Raw genomic sequence first — 19842 nt, 5'->3', positions numbered from 1 at the left:
TGGGGCCATGGCCACGAACATGCCGACCGCCGTCGAGCGCACTCCCCACAACCCCTTCGCCGAGCGATCCCCCGAGGACGAACGCCTGCACCGCAAGCAGCGTCTGGCGGTCGCCTTCCGCATCTTTGGCCGCCTCGGCTTCGACGAGGGCGTCGCCGGGCACATCACCGCCCGCGATCCCCTGCGAGACGACTGCTTCTGGGTGAACCCCTTCGGCATGTCGTTCAAACAGATCCGGGTGGCCGACCTGCTGCTGGTGGACCACCACGGCGAGGTGGTGGAGGGCAGCTGGCCGGTCAACCAGGCGGCATTCGCCATCCACAGCCAGGTTCATGCCGCACGTCCCGACGTGGTGGCCGCCGCCCACTCGCACTCACTGCACGGCAAAGCGTTCTCCAGCCTTCACCGCCCACTTCGCCCCCTCACCCAGGACGCCTGCATCTTCTTCGAGGATCACGTGTTGGACCCCGACTATGGCGGCGTCGCCAACGATGTCGAAGAGGGCAAGCGCATCGCCACCGCGCTCGGCGGCAACAAGGCCGCCATCCTGGCCAACCACGGGCCGCTCACCGTGGGCGCGACCGTGGAGGAGGCCACGTTCTGGTTCGTCACCATGGAGCGCACCTGCCAGGCCGAGTTGCTGGCCATGGCGGCCGGCGAACCCCAACCGATTCCCGACGACATCGCCCGCGGCGTACGCGATCAGGTCGGCTCATCGCTGGCCGGCTGGTTCTCCGCGCAGCCACTGTTCGACTGGATGGAGGCCGAGCAGCCCGACTGCCTCGAAGGTTCCTAACAGTTCGAGCGCATCGAAGCGGCCTTCCGAGCAAATTGTTTGCCGAGACCATCGAACAGGTGTACGATAGTCATATGTCCTCCGGCGGGAGAGATCTCAACAAATTCAGCGGCAAGGTTTGCGTCGAGCCGACCGAGAACGGACGCATCAGTAGCAACGAGGCGTCTCACTTTCTGCGAGAACACGACCTGTCCACCGAGGGTTCCCCGCAGTTGGCCGAGCTGATCGACCTCGAAACCCAACGACGGCGCATCGATCACCGCCAGGCCGTGCTCATCGCCGAGGTCGCCGCCAACGGAGTCTGCGACATCCTCCACGGGCACACCTCCCCCATGTGGCTGGCCCACCGGCTCCAACAACCGCCGCAGCTGTGTCGAAGCCAGGTGATGACCGCCACCCGCATGGCCCGCCGCTACCCTGCCCTCGAAGCAGCGCTTGGAGCCCAACGGATCGGCTGGCAACACGTCAAGGTGTTCGACTCGGCCGCCAACGACCGCAATTGGCAGGACATGGCCGACCTGCTGCCCCAGCTGATCGATCTCGCCCAAGTCGCCACCTTCGAACGCTGGGCCCGAGAAGTTCGAGGCATCGGGCAAAGACTCGACCAGGATGGCGGCTACGACCCCGCCACCGACCCGGCCAACAACCAACTCCGCGTGGTATCGACCACCGACGGTGTAACCCATCTCTCCGGACAGTTGGTCGGCGAGCTGGCACTCTCGATCAAGGCAATCATCGACGACGAGACCAACCGGGTCCTCAGCCGCTTCCGCGCCGACGCCGAAGCAACCAATGGCGCGACCCAGGTCCCCAGCCGCGCCCAGGCCGGCGCCGAGGCACTCTGCGAAATGTTGGAACGCTCATGCGGCGTGCGCGATGGTCAGGGCAGGCTTCCCGAACCCGAGATCATCGTCGTGATGAAGCTCGACGAAGGAAACGATGCGCCCCCCGAGCTCACCGACGGCGAGGGCAATCACCTGTCACCCGAGATCCTTCGCTTCATCATTGCCGCCGGCGTGATCCGCCCGATGCAGGTTTCCACCTCGGGCGACCCACTCCGCATGGGACGTACCCTTCGGTACGCCAACCGCCACCAACGGCGGGCACTCATGATCCGCGACGGCGGATGCGTCTTCCCCGGCTGCGACCGGCCGGCCTCGTGGTGCGACGCCCACCACGTCGACGAATGGGACCATGATGGCCCCACCGATATCGACAACATGGCCGAATTGTGTCGCCACCACCACCGAGTGACCCACCGGCCCGGTTGGGTGATGAGCCGAGACCCCTATTTCACCGACGAAGTCAGATTCAGATGGCGAACGTCATCCGGTCAGCTCATCAGCTCACAACGACATCAGCAGCGCCGGCGACATCCCGCTGCGTAAGGTTGTGGAGAGTGTTCACACCGGCAGGAGTTGCGGTGCGTGATCAAGGCGGACCTTCCAATCACAGGCGCCACCAATGGCGGACGCGTACTGCGCCCGACGCTTGGCCAATCGGCCCTGCGCTTGAGGTTCGACCGGCTCGTACTGAGCCTCGATTCCCCTACGCATCGACTCCAAGGCCTCGGTCCGCATCTGTGAAATGCGGCTCTCGGTGACGCCCAGAAGTACGGCCAACTCCTGCGACGTCTTGTCCTCCAGGAAGTAGCCGACGATCACCAGACGCTGGCGTGCAGGCAGCAGCCTCACAGCATCCCGGAGGAAGGCGAGCATCTCTCGGCCCTCAAGCTCTCGTGCCGGCTCCACCGCCTTGGGGTCCTCCAGCACGTCCATCAGCGTCACATGCTCCTCGGACGAGTCGGTGACCAGGCTCTCCAAGGCCAACACCACCGACCTGAACGTTTGGTCCCGCAACCGATGAATCTCTTCCCGGGTCATTCCGAGGGCCTTGGCCACCTCGTCACGTTCGGGCACTCGTCCCAACTCCGATGCCAGGCGCTGCTCCATCTGATCAAATCGTCGGGCCATGCTCCGAACCGAGCGCGGGGCCCAGTCGGCCGACCTGACCGAGTCCAGAATGGCGCCGCGGATGCGCTGCGCTGCAAATCGCTCGAACGGGACGCCACGAGCGTCGTCGTAACGCTGCGCTGCCTCCACCAAACCGAGCGCACCCGCTCGTGCCAGATCCTGACGATCGACATGGCGAGGGAAATGGACGGCTACCTGAAAAACCACATGATTGACCAGGTTGAGGTTGGCCTCGATCAGAACTCGAGTTTCTTCTTTCGTGGTCACACTGCGCTCCTGGGATGTCGAACCGAACTCGCACCCGATGTGTCGGACACTCCACGTAGAACCTGAACCACAACCTGCGTAATGAGTTGAATTACCCAATGGGGTTGCTGGGTTCTTGAGAGTCTGGATTCGAGCCGCTGGTCCATGACACTTGTTTGGCCTGGAGCCCTCCGGGATTCCTACGGCTAGCTCGTGCCCCGGTCGGCAGGTTCGGGTTGCCCAGCAAGCGCTGATGGGCTGTCGTCCGTAGAGCACTGGTCCATTAGGTCGCCGCTCGGGAAGCCCGCCGGCTCACATGTGGAACCGATCCGAGGAGGCACACGATGACCATTTTCGTGGGCGGTGACTGGGCCGAAACCCATCACGAAGTCCATCTGATGAACGACGCCGGCGACAGACCCGCTGCGAAACGGTTTCCTGAGGGTCTCAAAGCACGCCAACCGGCTCGCCAACGATCTCCGCGAGTCTTTCCCCGCCGCACTGGTCACGTACGACAAACGCGCTGGCCGCGACGCAGTCGCAGTGCTCACCAAAGCGCAACACCCCGACCAGGCCCGACAATTGTCGATCTCCCAGACCCGCTCCGCGTTGAAGTGCGGCGGACGCCAACGGAACCTCGACGGGCGTGCTGCCGAAAGCCAAACCGCGTTGCGGTCCCCTCAGCTCGCCGCCCCGCCAGCGGTCGCCGCAGCGTTCGCTGCAACAACGAAAGCATTGGTCGAGGTCATCGCCGGACTCAACGCCACCATCGCCTCTGGCAAGAAGCACGCCGTGCTCGCCCGCCATGTCCGCAACCGGCGCCTCTACGACGCCATCGACCAATGGGTATTCTGCTCGCTGCACGCCAGCACAGAGCCGCTGGTGACCTCCACCACCAAGCACTCAGAGCGCTCGGCAACTGGCTCGTCGGCTAACTCCACCGCGGCCACCGAACCGGCACCCCCCACAACGAACACACCGCCTGGGCACACCGTCAACCAGCCCAAATCCAGACCGCTGCTTGGCCCCTACAGCCCTGGGTGTCTCGTTCGGTTATCGCTCGAATTGGCCAGCCTGATGGCAAACCCAAAAATAGTGGATAGGGATCAGCGAGACAACCGCTGCAGCTGCCCAACCCTCGCCGAACTGATAGTGAAGCCATGACCCCAAGATCAACCCTGCTACGAGTAGAACGATCAATCCCGCAGCCAACCCTCGGAGATTCGAGTATGTGAACTCCTTAATCTCTCGGAGCGTGAGCAAACGCATGTCAGCGACACTACCCGCTCTTGTAGATGTCCGGCACGTAGCCCTTCGGACCGAATCTCGGGTACTTCAACTTGAGACACATGCCCCGATTACTGGCCCGGTTGGCTTGATAGACGATGGCGGCAGCGTAGACAGCGCAGGCTGCGCCTCGGGTTCCGAACGTACTCCCCTGCGCAAAAATCTCCACCGAACCATCGCTGCCGGCACGTAGTTCGACAGGACTGCCGGCCACCTCGATCGGAAATACGAATCGAGAGGGAGCAGCGGGGCTGTCAAGCACAATGAGAGCTTGTGCCCCGTCTTCAGTCGGTCGCGCAACGACCGTTGAATCGGTAACAGCGTCTTGGTAAACGAGGCTGTCGCCGATTTTCACGCCGTCGGCAGTGGATCTGCCGGGAATACCAAGGGTGACCTCTGCGGCCTCGTCGGACGCGATGGAAATGCCCTCAGCGGGGTCGGCGGAGATTTCAATGGTCTGGGATTCATCGTCAGCGACGATTCCATCGGGAGTCACCTCCAAGGAAAGATCGACGGAAGGGTCGGTGTCGTTGGCAAGAGCCGCGCGCTCCGCTGCCGTCGAGGCTGCAGGTTCAGTTCGAGCAGCTGGTGGCGTGGGGTTGGGCTGCGTTGACGAGGCTGGCGATCTCGTCGGTGGGGTGGGCGTCAGTGGTTGAGATCATGCGTCCACCCCAGCGGCATTGCCGGCCGACGGATTCGTCGATCGGGGTGAACCAATCCGCATGAGCGAACTCAATCGACGTCCAATTGACCGAACCGGGCGATGGTCACGCCCCGTCGGGCAAGCACCTTCAACATGCTGACCGAGGGCGCCACCTGACCGGCTGTGATTGCACACGACCGTCGTTCAGCACCGCCGGACACCAACAGCTCTCCGCAGGTTGCTGCCAACGCCGCCGTCGCCGCCTCAATTCGATCCACCACGCCCAAAACCACGCTTGCGGTCGAGGTGCCCTGTCGTCCCCTGGCCTCGACCACCGCCGCTCCAACACCAGCCGGCTTCTGCGGGCTTGGAAAGGGCGGCAGGCCCACCATCACCGGCAGGCGCTCCCGCCGATTCATCGAGATGCGGGCACTCAGACGAGCGACCTCCGGGTGGGCGGCCCGAAGTGTGTGCACCTCGGCCAAATCGGCCCGATACGTATCCTGACCGTCCACGGGGGAGGGAAAGAACCACAGTTCACGCCCCGAACCGGCAGCACGCTCCAGCCAGGCGCCATCACGCCAGTCCCGACCTTCTCGCTTCAGCGCCCGCGCCCTCGCCTCCGCACAGGAGCGACTTCCTGAGAGGTGGCGAGCCACGTGCAACTCTGTGACCTCGTCGAGCAGGCCTGCGGCGTGCACAGCCATCACATCGGTCAAACCGGGCGAAAACGTGGCTCCGACCACCACCGGCGCCGCCCAACCCTCCAAGAGTTCGGTCACCAAGTCGGGGTCGTCGCACACCGAAACTGCCGGGATACCGGCATCCGCGGCCAAGCGAAGTGCTGAACGCTGTGCACCCGCCTCGGTGGTGACCGCCATCCAGTCGGCGTCGACGCGTCGGCCCTCACCGACCACCTCCACTCGGGCCAGGCCACCCACCTGAGCTGCCGCCACATCAACTCGTCGACTTCGAACCCGCACCAACTCGACGGAGCGGGTCGACAACAATTCGCTCAGCAACCGCCGTCCGACAGCACCCAACCCGACGAGCTCGACGATCACCGGTACTCGGGCCCCGTCAGCTCGTGCCAGCCCCCTTCTTGAGGTGGTAGGCCTCCATTGCCACGCAGTCGGAGCACAGCGGTGACGAAACCGGCGACAGCCATGGCAAAGGCACCTCGGCGCAGCGCTCTCATGGACTCCTCCGCTTTCTGTGGGGCTAGCTGGATTCGAACCAGCGACCTCACCCTTATCAGGGGTGCGCTCTAACCAACTGAGCTATAGCCCCGGGTTGTGCATCAAGTTAGCCGCCGGGTGTGCTGTCGAGCGAACGGGTTAGACCGGCTCCGCCGACTCCTCCTCGATAACCGACACCCAGACGCCGCCAATGAGGTCGGAGATGAGGTTGAACAAGATCGATCCGATGACCGCCGCACCGGTCAGTGCCAACGTGATGATCAGACCGATCAGCGAGAACACACGAAAAAGCAGATCGGCGTCGATGGTGACGGCGGTGAGGCTGAACGATTGCGCCACGAACTTCTCTAGGTTTTCGATCGTGCCCGATGATCGTGCCACCGACCACATCGTGACACCGGCAACCAAAAATATGAACCACATGCACACGTTGAGCACCAGCGTGAGCTTGAAAACCGACCACGGGTCGACGTGACGGACCAGTCGACGAACCCGCCGCGCCCGGAACCGTTCCCGACGACCAAAACCGCTGCGGGACTCGACCATCGCCGAGTCGCCGTCGGAGCCGTCACCGGTGGAGTTGCTCGTCTCAACAGCAGGTTGGACACTCGTTGCGGGGGGACCCGCCACCACGCGCTGAGTTTCCGGTGACTCGACCACCGGAGCGGCTTGGGTTGCAGGTACGACAGGAGCCGAAGACTTGGAACCTGTGACCGGGGTTGTCGACGGCGGTTCTTCGACGGGTTTCGCCGGCGGCGCGGGGTCATTCTTGGGCTTGGTCGTTTCGACTGCGGGCGTGGTCGAGTCACCTTGTGTGGCCGCCGGCCTCTTGGCCACCGTCACTGGTGGCTTCTTGGCTGCCGGTTGCTCGGCTTTCGGCTTCTTGGCCGCCGGTTGCTTGGCCGCCGGTTTCGAGGACCCGGCAACGTCCTCGCGCTGCCACCGAGCTTCTTTGGGTGTCGAGTCGGTACCGGGCACGGGCGCCGGCACCACCGCCGTGCGAGGACCTGGAATCCGTTTGCCCGCATCCGGTTGTGCCATTCCGGTGAGTCTAGGGCCCCGCAGCCAAGTCGCGGTGAACGGGGTCGGGCCGGGCCGCGGCGACGGCCGAGACCCCATCGCCGCTGATACGCACCCGCCACAATCGACCACCCAGCGCAAGTTCCGAGCTGGTCACCGATGTCAGCACCCATCCGTTGCGGGCACTCACCTCTTGTGCCGCGCCTGGTGCCGACCCGACAGTGCCCGCCTGGCGGCCGGCCTCGGCCGACCCGACGGCCGCCAAGGCGGACAGGTCGGCGACCGCCTGGGCCTGCGCGATTCGGAGTGACCGTTGTGCCAAGACCCCAAGGGCGGTCAAGAGCAACAGCACACAGCCCATCATCCCAACCACCCACCACACCACCGAGCCACGCTCGTTCCGACGCATCATCCCAGGGTGAAGGCACCAAACAGCGCCGGCCATGGACACCGCGCCCCGGGGGCTACTCCCCGGGTTGCACCTCGACGATGGCCTCAACGTCCGCTTCGTCGGACTCGGCGACGGCTCCGTCCTCACTGACCACCGGCGCAACGGCCACCACCTTGGTGTCACCATCGAGGCGCATGACGGTGACCCCCATTGCATCCCGTCCGTACTCGCTGATGGAACCGACAGGGGTACGGATGATGACGCCTGCGTCGGTGATGAGGAAGATCTCCGAGTCCTCGGCCACCAGGTTGGCGGCCACCACCCGACCCCGGTCGTCGCGGATTCGGTGCGCCCGAACCCCTTGACCACCGCGGCCCTGACGGGTGAACTCGTCCGGGTCGGTGCGCTTGCCGTAGCCACCGTCGGTGACGGTCAGCAAACGCGTGTCGGGAGTGATCACGGCCGAACCAATCACGCGGTCGCCCGACTTGAGACGCATGCCCCGCACACCGGCGGCGTTTCGACCCATCGGCCGGACATCGGACTCGGCGAAGCGAATGCCCATGCCCGACGACGAGACCAACATGACCTCGTCGTCGTCATTCACCGGCAACACCTCGACCAACTCGTCGCCGTCGCGCAGGCTGACGGCGATCAGGCCGTCCTGGCGCGACGAGTCGTAGGCCGTGAACCGGGTCTTCTTCACGACGCCGTGGGACGTGGTGAACATCAGGTAGCGGTGCGACTCATAGTCGCGGGTGTCGATGACCGCCTCCACCCGCTCGTCGGACGCCAGGCGCAGCAGGTTCACGATGGCGGTGCCCTGAGCGCCCCGGTCCATCATGGGAATGCGGTGCACCTTGAGGCGATACACCTTGCCCCGGTTGGTGAAGAACAGCAGGTAGGCGTGCGCAGACGTCTTGATCAACGTGGTGATCATGTCCTCGTCGCGGAGCTTGGCACCCGCCACCCCGCGGCCACCGCGGCCTTGTGTGCGAAACGCGTCCAGCGACGTGGTCTTGATATAACCCCGGCTGGTCATCACGACGACGACATCCTCATCGTCGATCAGATCCTCGACGTCCAGGTCGCCGGGATCGTGGGTCATGGCGCTGCGGCGATCAACGGCGAAACGGCTGCGGATGTCGGCCAGTTCCTCGCGGATCACCGCATCGAGGCGGCCCTGATCGGCCAGGATCGCCTCGAGCTCGGCCATGATGCGCCGAAGCTCGGCCAGCTCCTCATTCAGCTCGGTGCGACCCAACCGCGTGAGGCGACCCAACGGCAGGTCAAGGATGTGGTTGGCCTGAATCTCGGAGAACTCGAAGCCCTCCCCCATCAACGCGGCGCGGGCCACGCCGCGGTCGGCCGAGGCCCGGATCGCAGCGATGATCGCATCGATCAGGTCGAGCGCCCGCACCAGCCCCTCGACGATGTGGGCCCGCCGCTGCGCACGGGCCAGACGGAACTCGGTGCGGCGGCGGACGACCTCGCGCTGGTGCTCGAGGTAGTGCACCAGGGCGTCGCGCAGGTTGAGCGTGCGCGGCACGCCGTCAACCAGCGCCACCATGTTGGCGGCGAAGGTGGTTTGCAACGGCGTGTACTTGTAGAGGTTGTTGAGCACCACCATGGGTGATGCATCCCGCTTGAGCTCGAACACCAGCTTGATCTGGCCCTTGGCCGAGCTGTTGGTGATGGCCCGGATGCCCTCGAGCTCACGGTTGTTCACCAGCTCGGCGGCACGTTCCTCAATCACCTCGGGTGCCGTCTGGTAGGGCACCTCCGACACGACGATGCTGTTGCGGCCGTTGGCGTCCTCGACGATCTCCGCCTTACCTCGAAGCTTGATCGAGCCCCGTCCGGTCCGGTAGGCCGAGATCAGTCCGGCTCGACCCAGAATCTCACCGCCGGTGGGGAAGTCGGGGCCCAACACCCGCTCCATCAGCTCGTCGACGGTGGCGTCCGGGTGGTCGATCAGCAGGTCGACCGCGTCGATCACCTCGCCCAGGTTGTGCGGCGGGATGTTGGTGGCCATGCCCACTGCGATGCCCTGCGAGCCGTTAACCAAAAGGTTGGGGAACCGCGACGGCAGCACGGTGGGCTCTTCGGTCGACCCATCGTAGTTGGGGATCCGGTCGACGGTGTCCTCGTCGATCTCGGCCAGCATCGACATGGCGAGCGGATCGAGGCGGCACTCGGTGTAGCGGTAGGCGGCCGGCCCGTCGGACAGCGAACCGAAGTTGCCGTGCTTGTCGATCAGCACATGCGACAGCGAGAAGTCCTGGCCCATGCGCACCAGGGCGTCGTACACCGAGCTGTCACCGTGCGGGTGGTACTTGCCGATGACGTCGCCGACGACCGTGGCGCACTTGCGGTGCTGACGGTCGGGGCGCAGTCCGGCCTCGTGCATCGCCCAGAGGATGCGGCGGTGCACCGGCTTGAGACCGTCGCGCACGTCGGGCAGCGCCCGGCTGACGATGACCGACATGGCGTAGTCGAGAAAGGACTGCTCCATCTCGGCCTGAATCTCGATGGGCTCGATGCCCTCGCCGCTGAAGTCGACCAACTCGACCGGCACCACGAGATCTTCGGGAACGCCATCCTCGGAAGCAGGCTCGTCGTTCTCTGGCTGGATTGGCGGTTCATCTGACATGGCTCAGGCTCCGATTAGATGTCGAGAAAGCGGACGTCGTTGGCGTTGGTCTGGATGAAGTGCTTGCGGCTTTCAACGCTTTCGCCCATCAGCACCGAGAACACCTGGTCGGCGATGGCGGCCTGCTGGGCGGTCACCTGCAGCAGGGTCCGTCGCTCCGGGTCCATCGTCGTCGCCCAAAGCTCGTCGGCATCCATCTCGCCCAGACCCTTCAAGCGGGCGAAGTCCTCAGAGTGCTTGGGCCGCCCGACAAGAAACTCGCGGCGGGCCTCGTCGTCCTTGAGGTACACCGTCTCCTTGCCCACTTTGGTCGAGTACAACGGCGGCTGTGCGATGAACACCCGACCCGCCTCCACCAGCGGCTTCATCTGACGGAAGAAGAAGGTGAGCAACAGCGTACGAATGTGGCTGCCGTCGACGTCGGCGTCGGCCATGAGCACCACCTTGCCGTATCGAATCTGAGGGAGGTCGAACTCCTCGCCCATGCCCGCGCCAACCGCCTGGATCAGCGAAGTGACCTCGGCATTGCGCAGCATGCGGTCCGGCCGGGCACGCTCAACGTTGAGGATCTTGCCCCGAATCGGCAGGATTGCCATGGTGGCCGGGTCGCGGGCGTCCTTGGCCGAGCCGCCGGCCGAGTTGCCCTCCACGATGTACAGCTCGCACTCGTCCGGGTTCTTCGACGAGCAGTCGGCCAGCTTGCCCGGCAGCCCTGCGCCGTCGAGGGCCGACTTGCGGCGGGTGGCCTCTCGGGCCGACCGTGCTGCCTCGCGGGCACGAGATGCGGCAATCGCCTTGGCGACCACGCGTCGCGCCTCGGTGGGATGCTCCTCGAGCCACTCCCCCAGCCGGTCGTTGGTCGCCCGCTCGACCATGGAACGCACCGGCACGTTACCCAGCTTCGACTTGGTCTGACCCTCAAACTGCGGGTCGGCCAGCTTGACCGAGATGATCGCGGTCAGGCCCTCACGGATGTCCTCGCCCTGAAGGTTGGTCTCCTTCTCCTTCAGGTGGCCCTTCTCGCGGGCGTACCTGTTGAGCGTGTTGGTGAGCGCCTTCTTGAAGCCCTCCTCGTGCATGCCGCCTTCGATGGTGTTGATGCCGTTGGCAAAGCTGTGCAGACCGTCGGAGTTGTAGCCGGTGTTCCACTGAAAGGCGATCTCCACCTGCATCGGGGCACCCGCCGCCTCCTCCGAGTGGTGGTAGTGGCCCACGTCGTCGAACAATGTTTCTTTTGGGCCGTTGATGTGCACGATGAAATCCCGCACGCCGTTCTCATAACAGAAGATGGTTCGTTCTGGTTCCTCGCCACGTTCGTCGGTAAACGAAATGGTTAAACCGGCATTGAGGAACGCCATCATCTGCAGGCGCTCGGTCAGGGTTTGGCTGCGGAACGTGACCTCGTCGAAAATCTCCGGGTCGGGCCAGAAGCGCACCGTGGTGCCCGTGGGGCGCTCGATGCCATCGGTGCTCGGCGGGGTGGGGCCGATCTGTCGAAGCGGCTCGTTGGCGACGCCCCCGTCGATGTAGCTCATCGACCAGCGCTGCCCCTCCCGGTCGATGTCCACCTCGGTTCGGGCCGACAATGCGTTGACCACCGAGATGCCAACCCCGTGCAGTCCGCCCGACACCTTGTAGCCACCGCCGCCGAACTTGCCACCGGCGTGCAACACGGTGATGGCCACCTCGGCGGCCGACATGCCCGGGTATTTCGGGTGTGGGTCGGTGGGAATGCCACGGCCGTTGTCGACCACCTGACAGCCACCACTGGCCAGGAGTGTGACCTCGATGTGATCGCAGAACCCTGCCATCGCCTCATCGACCGAGTTGTCGACCACCTCGTACACCAGGTGATGCAACCCGCTGGGGCCGGTGGAACCGATATACATTCCCGGACGTTTTCGAACCGCTTCCAGGCCCTCCAACACCTGAATCTGCTCGGCGCCGTACGTGCTGGGTTCAACTGTCACGTTAGGTGACCTCTGGGGGTGCGAGATTGGTGGAAATGGGCCGAATGAACCACTTGCCGTCAATGAATACACAGGTTGTGGATAACTATGTGGACATCTTGTGGCTGAATTGAATGTGGTTACGCCGCCCGGCCAAGTCGGCCGAGCCCAGCATAGCTCATTTTGACGAGGGCCCAGACCGGACTGGGCCCTCAGCGTCCGTCTGTGCCCTTCGGGGCCTGTTCTGTAGGGACCCCCGGGGAACGGCTCTCGGAAGTGACACGCACCCTCACGGTGGCGACAACGTCGTCCCCCACCAACTGATTCAGCGTGCCGGCCAGCTCACGCCCCAACAGGTTCAACTCCTCGGCCACCGCTGGATCGGTGGTGCTGATCACCAGCCGGCCCGACACCAGATCGCTTGGCCAACACCACTTGGCCAGCCGCGCACCGACGATGGTGGGCCATTGGCCCTCAATCACCGCGTGAGCGTCCAACGACGGCCGGCCAAAGTGTGCCAGTACCGCATCGAGTGAGCTGGACACGTGCCGGGACGGACGCTGAGACCTCATCGCCACCTCACCGATCCGGGTTCGGTCACCTCGAGCACGGCGGAGGGGTCAATCTCCGTTGGAAGCTCGGCGGCAGTGGTCAACAGCGTCTGCCCGCTTGGAACGGCGCGCAACAAGGCCGAGCGCCGCTGCGCATCGAGTTCCGACAAGACATCGTCAAGCACCAGGAGCGGCGGCGCACCAAAGCGGTCCGTCAGGAGACGGTGTACTGCCAGCCGCAGCGACAACGCCAGGCTGCGTTGCTCGCCCTGAGACGCATGGGTGCGGGCCGCCATCCCGTCGAGGCTGACAACCAACTCGTCACGATGCGGCCCCACCATGGTGACGCCGCGTCGCAACTCCTCGCGTCGTGCGTCGTTCAAGGCAGCCGCCAACCCGGTGTCTCGCCACGGGGCATCGTAGGTCAGCACCACCTCGCACTTCGCTCCTGCCAATTCCTCGTAGGCAGCACTCACCAGTGGCGACAACTCCTCGACCAGCGCCGCACGTTCGGTGCCCAACCGGTCACCTCGCTCGGAGAGCTGACGATTCCACACCTCCAGGGTGAGTTCGGCCGATTGATCGAGCCCACCTCTGGTTTGACGCAGCAACGCATTTCGTTGTCGAAGCACCTTCTCGTAGTCGGATCGAACCGAATCCAGCCGAGGATCACGAGCCACCAGCGCATCATCGAGCAGGCGTCGGCGATCCGAAGGCGATCCTTTGATCAGCACCAGGTCGTCGGGCGAGAACACCGTGACCCGCCCCACCTCGGCCACGTCACGACGACGGGCACCAGCCTGGCGGTTCAACAGCACCCGCCCTCGTCCACGGGTGGAGATCTCTGATTCGATCAACGCCCGCCGAGCCTCGCCCACGCCCTGCCACTCACCGTCGGGCGACGGCTCCTCGAACTCGGCCCTCACCACGGCCGCCTCGGCACCTCGCCGCACCAACGCCTCATTGGGAACGCCGCGAACACTCGTCAACAGCAGTGGCCAGGCCACCGCCTCAACAAGGTTGGTCTTGCCGATGCCGTTGGGACCGATCAGGGCCGTCAAGCCCACCGGCAGTTCCAGCGACAACTTCTCGTAGGAGCGGAACTGCCGCAACTCCAACCGTCGCAGAAACATGGTTTGGTGCGGCCCGCTACGAAACTCGTACCGGCATCAGCAGGTACAGGAAGTCGTCAGCGTCGGAGCCGCGCAGTACGGCCGGCTTGTTGTCGCCGATGGTCTCCACACGCACCTCCTCGCCCCGTGCTGCATCAAGCCCATCGAGCAGGTAGTCGGGATTGAACGCGATGGTCAGGCCTTCACCCTCAAAAGTCACGTCCATCCGCTCGGAAGCATGCCCAACGTCCTGTGTCACCGCCACCAGTTCAAGGGAGTTGTGGCTCATCTCCAACCGAATGGGGGTGGACTCGCGGGCCATCAACTTCACGCGGCGCACCGCCTCGATCAGCGCATGACGATCGACGGTGAGCGTATTGGCCTGAGTCTCGGGAATCAGCCCCCGATAGTTGGGGAAATCGCCGCTGATCAAGCGGGTGGTGACGCGCACTCCACCGATCCTGAAGGTGGCGTCCTGAGCGCCCAACACCAGCGTGACCTCCTCGGCATCACCCAACGACCGGATGACCTCGGTCAACGCTCGCGACGGCACCAGCACCGACTGGCCCTCCTCCAGCACGGACTGACCGCCCAGGTCGCGCACCGCCAGGCGGTAGCTGTCGGTGGCCACGAGACGAAGCCCATCACCCTCGGCGGCCAACTGCACGCCGGTGAGTATCAAGCGGTTGTCATCGTTGGAGGCGGCCGGCACCACCTGGCGAAGTCCGTCTGCAAGCGCCTCGGCCGACAGCGTGACCGAATCGGCCGTGGGCTCGGAAACCTGCGGGTACTCCTCGGGAGGAATCACGTTGACCGAGAACTCCGATCGGCCACCGGTGATCGTCGCCTGATCCTCGGTCACCTCCACGTTGACCGCACCCGGTTCCAACGCACGAACGATGTCGGCCATCAGACGAGCGGGAATGACCGCCACCCCGTCGTCCCCTCCGGCGACCTCGATCTCGGCGGTGACCGTGAGGTCGAGGTCGGAACCGGTGATCTCCAGGTGGTCGCCATCGAGGCGGAGCCGAAGGCCGGCCAATACCGGCAGGGCACCGCCGCGGCCTGAAGTCGCTCGGCCGGCGCTTCCAACCGCGTCGGCCAGAACATCACGTTCACATCGGAACTTCACGGTTCGTGCACTCTCCTACTGTCGTCTTGATGTAACTACTTACAGGGTGGTGAAGTAGTAGGGCCTGTGGATTGTGGAAAACCTAGCCGAAACCCTTGCGGGATCTGACGAGTTGAATCCACCGGTGGTCCATGATGATCCCCAGGTACGAGGTCCGAGGGAGCCGGCCCGTGGGGATAACGGTGGTGTCGTCCCCAGGATCGAGCGGCTCACACACAGCCGTGTCCCCAGGTGTGTCACAGGCCGTTCTTGATCTGCTGAATCAGCGTTTGGACGTCCTGGTAGATCTGCGGGCGCTCGGCCATGAGCGCCTTGATCTTCTCGTAGGCGTGAATGACCGTGGTGTGGTCCCTGCCCCCATAGATCTTGGCGATCTGGGGGTAGCTCAACTCGGTGAGCTCCCGAAACAGGTACATCCCCACCTGTCGAGCCGTCACCAGCGGACGTCGACGGCTCTTGGACTTCAACTCGTCGATGCTGAACCCGTAGAACTCGGACGTGGCTTCGAGGATGCGCTCGGGGGTGACAATGCGACCACCGCCGGCGGAGAGATCGCCCAGCACCTGCCGGGCGCTGTCCATGGTGACCGGGGTGCGGGTGAGGTTGGCATAGGCGGTGACCCGATTGAGCGCACCCTCGAGTTCACGGATGTTGTTGGTGATGTTGGTGACGATGAACTCGAGCACTTCGCCGGGCAGCGGGAACTCGGACTGCTCCGACTTCTTCCGGACGATGGCCAGGCGAGTTTCAAAGTCGGGCGGTTGAATGTCGGTGATCAGCCCCATCTTGAACCGGCTGCGAAGGCGGTCTTCCAGGGTGGCGATGGAATCGGGCGGGCGGTCCGAGCTCAGCACGATCTGACGGTTGGCTTCGTAGAGGGTGTTGAACGTGTGGAAGAACTCCTCCTGGAGTTGCTCCTTGCCCTCCATGAACTGAATATCGTCGACCAGCAACACGTCGTTCTCGCGGTAACGCCGCTTGAAGTCCGGCTGAGCGTTGTTGCGGATGGCATCGACGAACTCGTTCAACAGCTCCTCGGTGGAGAGGTAGCGAACCCGGTAGGTGGGGTAGTTCTCCGAGACGTAGTGAGCGATCGCCTGTAACAAGTGGGTTTTGCCCAATCCCGCCGAGCCGTACACGAACAGCGGGTTGTAGGAACGGGCGGGGGTCTCGGCGACGGAAAGCGCCGCCGCCTGGGCGAAGCGGTTGGACGGGCCGGTCACGAACGAGGCAAACGTGTAGCGGTTGTTGAGCCCGCCAGAGCGAACACTGTTGGGGGCGCCGGACCCGTGCAGGCCGCTCAGGGCCTGATCCGACGACGTGGTCGGAACGGAGACGCCGCCAGTGGACGCGCCTGAACTGGAAGTGGTGGTGAGTGGACTCAGCTCGCTGTTGAGGGGCTCGGCGAGGTTGGAGTCGGGATCGACCTCGACTGCCAGATCAACGCCCTCGAGGCCGAGGTCGCTGATGACACCCATGAGAAGTGGGCGGAATCGATTGTCGATGCGATCTCTCAGGACCAGGCTGGGCGCGACGATCGTGAGCGTTGCACCGTCGTAGTCGACGGCCCGAACCTCACTGAAGGTGGTGCGCCAAACGACGCTCGACACCTGGTGGGTGACGCCGCGGGCCACTGCCTCCCAGACCGATGTTGCTTCATCCTCCATGGGGTGGTGCTTCACCTCAGGCCTAATTGTCCACAGCACGGTCCACAAACTGTGGACAGTCTCCCATGGACGAACTGTCGGAGCTTTCCGTGCGCCGGTGCCCCGTTGACGGCGTTCGTCGTGTGGGACCGGTGGCATCGTTGCCGGCACGTCCCCAAGCTTCGGGCAAGGGAGGATGACCGTAGCACTCATTGGTAGGGCGCTCCAGCCCTCCGACAAATCTGTCCGTGTCCTGCGCGGGTTGCCCCCGACACGGCGCTGCCCGTAACGTGTTCGTTCCGTGTGCCGGCGCGGCCGGCTCTCCGCACGGCAACAGCCCCTTGCAAGCTTGTCCGGGCCCATCCAGGAGGAATCTTCGTGAAGCGTACCTACCAGCCAAAGACGCGCCGTCGTGCTCGTCGACACGGCTTTCGTCATCGCATGGCCGAGCGCTCAGGTCGAGCAGTGGTGAAGGCGCGCCGCCGCAAGGGCCGTGCCCGCTTGTCGGCCTGACGTGGCGGCTCACCGGTCGCCAGGCCTTTCGCTCACTGCGTCAAGCGGGGAGCAAGGGTCACAGCGGGCCGGTCACGGTGATAGCAGCACCCACGAGCGCCAATCGGCCTCGGGTGGCGTTCGCTCTCGGCAAGCGGCTGGGACCGGCTGTGACACGCAACCGGGTGCGTCGGCGCCTGCGGCATCTGATGGCCGACGCGGAACGACGCGGAACCTTGGTTACGAAGGACTACCTGATCGTGGGTGGGCCGGCGATCTCCAACCTGAGCTTCGACGAACTGTCGACCCATCTGAACAACGCCCTGACGTCAGCGGAACGCAGCGTCCAAGGCACCCGTCGCCACTCGCCCGGATGATCCAGGGCGTCATTCACGGCTACCAGGTGATGACCAACGCCCGCCCCTCGCCCTGTCGGTACGTACCGTCCTGCTCGTCCTATGCCGACGAAGCGGTGCAGGTTCACGGGGCCATCAAAGGTGGAGCAATGTCGCTGCGCCGACTGAGCCGATGCCATCCCTGGGGAGCCAGCGGTTGGGATCCGGTTCCCGATATCCATGGAAATTGCGCCCCCGAGCCAGTTTCTTCCTCACGAGATGACTTGAGTACCGATGCCTGACCTGCTTGGTCCCTTCGACCCACTGTTTGAGTTCTTCGGCGCCATCGTCGCCGGTATCTACGCCGTGATCCCCTCGTTCGGGGTCGCCATCGTGCTCTTCACCTTCCTGGTGATGGTGGTCACCACGCCCCTGACGGTGAAGAGCACGAAGTCGATGCTCCAGATGCAGCGGCTGCAACCCGAGCTGAAACAACTTCAGGCGAAGTACAAAGGCGATCGCGAGCGGCTGAACACCGAGTTGATGTTGTTCTACAAGGAGAACAACATCTCGCCCGTTGGCGGCTGCCTACCGGTGATTGCCCAAGCGCCGGTCTTCATCGTGATGTATCACCTCATCCGCGGCCTGACGAACCGCCTCGGCGGCACGTCCGCAGGTGTCGGTCACATCGTGTCGCAGGCTGCCAACGGCAAGCCGCTGACGTCCTGGGTGTTCACCGACCAGTACTTCAACCCCGAGCACGTCAACGTCGCCACCCGCTTCTACAAGACGATGAGCACCCAAAACACGATGCCGTTCTTTGGGAGGGGCTTCCGTCTGGATCTGGCGAAGACCCCGGCCGAGGCCTGGGCGCAGGGCATCGTGCCGTTCATTCCCTATCTCATTCTGTTGCTGTTGATTCTGGTGATCCAGTTCATCCAGAACCGCCAGATCCAGAACCGCAACCCAAATGCCAACGCCAACCCCACCCAAGCGATGATCCTCAAGGTGATGCCGTTTGTGTTGCCGGTGTTCGCCTTCAACTTTGCTGGGGCGTTGGCGGTGTATTGGGGGGTACAGGGCCTGGTGAGGATCGCCACGCAGAGCTACATCACCAAGGAGCTCTACGGCGACGACGGCCCCGGGGTGCATCGAGTGCCCGGCAAAGGAAAGGGCCATCTCACCGAGGCTGAGGCGGATGCCAAAGCCAAGAAGAAGCGCCCCAACCCGCAGAGCGAGAGCGCCAAGGCGCAGTCCGACAAGGCGTCGGCATCGAACGGATCGGCCGCTTCAACGGAACCGAAGCCAGGCCAACCGTCGAAGCGCACTGGAACAACGTCGAAGCCGAAGAGCGGAAGCGCTCGTCGGTCATCGACATCATCATCGGGCGGCCGCGGCCGTCGATCAGGAGACCCCCGTTCCGGGGGATGACCAAGGGAAGCAGCTATGGAGTGGATCGAACTGACCGGCAAGACCATCGACGAGGCGCGTGACCTGGCGCTCGAAAAGTTGGGCGTGCACGAATCCGAGGCCGAGGTGGAGGTGCTGGAACATCCCAGCGTTTCCATGTTTGGACGCGTGAAGTCGATGGCCCGAATTCGAGCCCGTGTCGCCCCGGTGGCTGCACCGGCGAAAGAGGAGCGGCGTCGCCGGGGTGGGTCCGGTGGCGACTCGAAGCGCAGCGGTGGTCGAGGCCAAGACCGAAAGGGTGGTGGAAACACCGCATCGGAGACGGCGGCCGCCCCATCGGCAGCCCCCGCATCGGACAAGGGCCAAGACGGCTCGCCGTCCGGCGAGGGTGCGCAGGCCTCACGGGGCCAACGAAGCGGTGGCGGCCGACGCCAAGACCGGTCGGGCACCCCGAGCGATCCATCGGCAGCCCCGATGACGGCCCCCGAGGTTGCGTCGACGGTCGAGGCATTCCTGGGCGGGCTGTTTACAGCCGCAGGTCATACGGTGTCGACGACCAGCGAGATTGATGGCGACCGGGTGGACGTGTCGGTGACGGGCGACGGCCTTGGGGTGATGGTTGGCCATCGAGGCGCCACCGCCGACGCCATCCTGGAGCTGTCCAAGGCGGTCATGTTGAAAGAGGCCAAGGGCGGCACCGAGGTGCGGCTTGGAGTGGATATTGCCGGATACAAGGTGCTGCGACGCGAAGCGTTGGAGTCCTTCGGTGGAGACCTGGCCCGACAGGTGGCCGAATCGGGTGAACCGATGGTGCTGGAGTCGATGGGTTCGATCGATCGGAAGATCGTGCACGACGCCGCGAATGCGGTGGACGGGGTCAGCACCGAATCGGAGGGCCAGGGCCGCGACCGCAGGGTGGTCATCAAGCCCAGCTAGACAGAGCGGCACGTCCAAGCAATCCAGAGATGCCCCGGCCTCAGGGTCGGGGCATCAACCGTTTTGCGGTG

Annotated in this window: 18 protein-coding genes, 1 tRNA gene and 1 pseudogene; 8 read left to right on the top strand and 12 right to left on the bottom strand. The window is 64.4% G+C overall.

Annotated elements, in window-relative coordinates:
• The first annotated feature begins 7 nt into the window (after window positions 1-7).
• On the top strand, window positions 8-796 hold the full coding sequence (locus MPARV_RS0116160) for a class II aldolase/adducin family protein (RefSeq protein ID WP_020379004.1): 789 nt from the start codon (window positions 8-10) through the stop codon (window positions 794-796).
• Between the two features lie 74 nt (window positions 797-870).
• Complete coding sequence (locus MPARV_RS0116155; protein WP_238538886.1) at window positions 871-2184, top strand: HNH endonuclease signature motif containing protein; 1314 nt, start codon at window positions 871-873, stop codon at window positions 2182-2184.
• Window positions 2185-2199: 15 nt separating this feature from the next.
• On the opposite strand, the gene MPARV_RS0116150 is transcribed toward MPARV_RS0116155, so the two are convergent.
• Window positions 2200-3036 carry a FliA/WhiG family RNA polymerase sigma factor gene (locus MPARV_RS0116150; protein ID WP_012223537.1) on the bottom strand — a complete coding sequence of 279 codons (837 nt, stop codon included), beginning with the start codon at window positions 3034-3036 and terminating at the stop codon, window positions 2200-2202.
• 426 nt (window positions 3037-3462) lie between these two features.
• Here MPARV_RS0116150 and MPARV_RS23890 point away from each other — a divergent pair.
• Window positions 3463-4037: pseudogene (locus tag MPARV_RS23890) on the top strand (IS110 family transposase); the annotation flags it as partial.
• A gap of 257 nt (window positions 4038-4294) precedes the next feature.
• On the opposite strand, the gene MPARV_RS0116130 reads toward MPARV_RS23890, so the two are convergent.
• From MPARV_RS0116130 to dnaA, 11 genes are all read right to left on the bottom strand, one after another.
• A complete protein-coding gene (locus MPARV_RS0116130) occupies window positions 4295-4804 on the bottom strand; it encodes a hypothetical protein (RefSeq protein WP_172636594.1) in 510 nt (169 codons plus the stop codon).
• 230 nt (window positions 4805-5034) lie between these two features.
• On the bottom strand, window positions 5035-6009 hold the full coding sequence (locus MPARV_RS0116120) for a saccharopine dehydrogenase family protein (protein ID WP_012223531.1): 975 nt from the start codon (window positions 6007-6009) through the stop codon (window positions 5035-5037).
• Between the two features lie 152 nt (window positions 6010-6161).
• Window positions 6162-6235, bottom strand: a tRNA-Ile gene (locus MPARV_RS0116115).
• A gap of 47 nt (window positions 6236-6282) precedes the next feature.
• Window positions 6283-7185, bottom strand: a complete 903-nt coding sequence (locus MPARV_RS0116110; protein WP_012223528.1) for a DUF3566 domain-containing protein — start codon at window positions 7183-7185, stop codon at window positions 6283-6285.
• Window positions 7186-7195: 10 nt separating this feature from the next.
• Entirely contained in the window at window positions 7196-7573 is a 378-nt protein-coding gene (locus tag MPARV_RS0116105; protein ID WP_157789684.1) for a hypothetical protein, read from the bottom strand.
• A gap of 55 nt (window positions 7574-7628) precedes the next feature.
• Window positions 7629-10208, bottom strand: a complete 2580-nt coding sequence (gene gyrA / locus MPARV_RS0116100) for a DNA gyrase subunit A (RefSeq protein ID WP_020378996.1) — start codon at window positions 10206-10208, stop codon at window positions 7629-7631.
• A gap of 14 nt (window positions 10209-10222) precedes the next feature.
• On the bottom strand, window positions 10223-12178 hold the full coding sequence (locus MPARV_RS0116095; protein ID WP_012223523.1) for a DNA gyrase/topoisomerase IV subunit B: 1956 nt from the start codon (window positions 12176-12178) through the stop codon (window positions 10223-10225).
• A gap of 191 nt (window positions 12179-12369) precedes the next feature.
• Window positions 12370-12729 carry a DciA family protein gene (locus MPARV_RS0116090; RefSeq protein ID WP_012223521.1) on the bottom strand — a complete coding sequence of 120 codons (360 nt, stop codon included), beginning with the start codon at window positions 12727-12729 and terminating at the stop codon, window positions 12370-12372.
• The gene (gene recF, locus MPARV_RS0116085) at window positions 12726-13841 is read right to left on the bottom strand and encodes a DNA replication/repair protein RecF (RefSeq protein ID WP_012223519.1); all 1116 of its coding nucleotides are present in this window, start codon (window positions 13839-13841) and stop codon (window positions 12726-12728) included. The genes MPARV_RS0116090 and recF overlap by 4 nt, the downstream gene beginning before the upstream one ends.
• A 16-nt stretch (window positions 13842-13857) precedes the next feature.
• A complete protein-coding gene (gene dnaN, locus MPARV_RS0116080) occupies window positions 13858-14952 on the bottom strand; it encodes a DNA polymerase III subunit beta (RefSeq protein WP_012223517.1) in 1095 nt (364 codons plus the stop codon).
• A gap of 236 nt (window positions 14953-15188) precedes the next feature.
• Window positions 15189-16619, bottom strand: a complete 1431-nt coding sequence (gene dnaA, locus MPARV_RS0116075) for a chromosomal replication initiator protein DnaA (protein ID WP_031278920.1) — start codon at window positions 16617-16619, stop codon at window positions 15189-15191.
• Between the two features lie 351 nt (window positions 16620-16970).
• Between dnaA and rpmH the strand changes: the two genes are divergently transcribed.
• From rpmH to MPARV_RS22995, 5 genes are read left to right on the top strand one after another with little or no spacing between them, the layout of a single operon-like run.
• Window positions 16971-17111 carry a 50S ribosomal protein L34 gene (gene rpmH, locus MPARV_RS24195; protein ID WP_420886285.1) on the top strand — a complete coding sequence of 47 codons (141 nt, stop codon included), beginning with the start codon at window positions 16971-16973 and terminating at the stop codon, window positions 17109-17111.
• Window positions 17108-17467, top strand: coding sequence for a ribonuclease P protein component (gene rnpA, locus MPARV_RS25700; protein WP_085951988.1), 360 nt, complete (start codon window positions 17108-17110; stop codon window positions 17465-17467). The genes rpmH and rnpA overlap by 4 nt, the downstream gene beginning before the upstream one ends.
• The gene (gene yidD / locus MPARV_RS26165) at window positions 17464-17727 is read left to right on the top strand and encodes a membrane protein insertion efficiency factor YidD (protein ID WP_012223511.1); all 264 of its coding nucleotides are present in this window, start codon (window positions 17464-17466) and stop codon (window positions 17725-17727) included. Before rnpA ends, yidD begins: the two co-directional genes overlap by 4 nt.
• A complete protein-coding gene (locus tag MPARV_RS23000) occupies window positions 17720-18856 on the top strand; it encodes a YidC/Oxa1 family membrane protein insertase (RefSeq protein WP_012223510.1) in 1137 nt (378 codons plus the stop codon). Before yidD ends, MPARV_RS23000 begins: the two co-directional genes overlap by 8 nt.
• Window positions 18857-18871: 15 nt before the next feature.
• A complete protein-coding gene (locus tag MPARV_RS22995) occupies window positions 18872-19771 on the top strand; it encodes a Jag family protein (RefSeq protein WP_020378993.1) in 900 nt (299 codons plus the stop codon).
• The last annotated feature ends 71 nt before the right edge of the window (window positions 19772-19842 follow it).

Source organism: Candidatus Microthrix parvicella Bio17-1, assembly GCF_000299415.1.
Classification (GTDB): Bacteria; Actinomycetota; Acidimicrobiia; order Acidimicrobiales; family Microtrichaceae; genus Microthrix; species Microthrix parvicella.
This window is presented reverse-complemented; position numbering and strand designations above follow the sequence as displayed.

Coding starts and splice junctions, on each gene's coding strand:
- MPARV_RS0116160 (WP_020379004.1), top strand. CDS start 8: ATGGCCACGAACATGCCGACCGCCGTCGAGCGCACTCCCCACAACCCC.
- MPARV_RS0116155 (WP_238538886.1), top strand. CDS start 871: ATGTCCTCCGGCGGGAGAGATCTCAACAAATTCAGCGGCAAGGTTTGC.
- MPARV_RS0116110 (WP_012223528.1), bottom strand. CDS start 7,185: ATGGCACAACCGGATGCGGGCAAACGGATTCCAGGTCCTCGCACGGCG.
- MPARV_RS0116105 (WP_157789684.1), bottom strand. CDS start 7,573: ATGCGTCGGAACGAGCGTGGCTCGGTGGTGTGGTGGGTGGTTGGGATG.
- gyrA (WP_020378996.1), bottom strand. CDS start 10,208: ATGTCAGATGAACCGCCAATCCAGCCAGAGAACGACGAGCCTGCTTCC.
- MPARV_RS0116090 (WP_012223521.1), bottom strand. CDS start 12,729: ATGAGGTCTCAGCGTCCGTCCCGGCACGTGTCCAGCTCACTCGATGCG.
- recF (WP_012223519.1), bottom strand. CDS start 13,841: ATGTTTCTGCGACGGTTGGAGTTGCGGCAGTTCCGCTCCTACGAGAAG.
- dnaA (WP_031278920.1), bottom strand. CDS start 16,619: ATGGAGGATGAAGCAACATCGGTCTGGGAGGCAGTGGCCCGCGGCGTC.
- yidD (WP_012223511.1), top strand. CDS start 17,464: ATGATCCAGGGCGTCATTCACGGCTACCAGGTGATGACCAACGCCCGC.
- MPARV_RS23000 (WP_012223510.1), top strand. CDS start 17,720: ATGCCTGACCTGCTTGGTCCCTTCGACCCACTGTTTGAGTTCTTCGGC.
- MPARV_RS22995 (WP_020378993.1), top strand. CDS start 18,872: ATGGAGTGGATCGAACTGACCGGCAAGACCATCGACGAGGCGCGTGAC.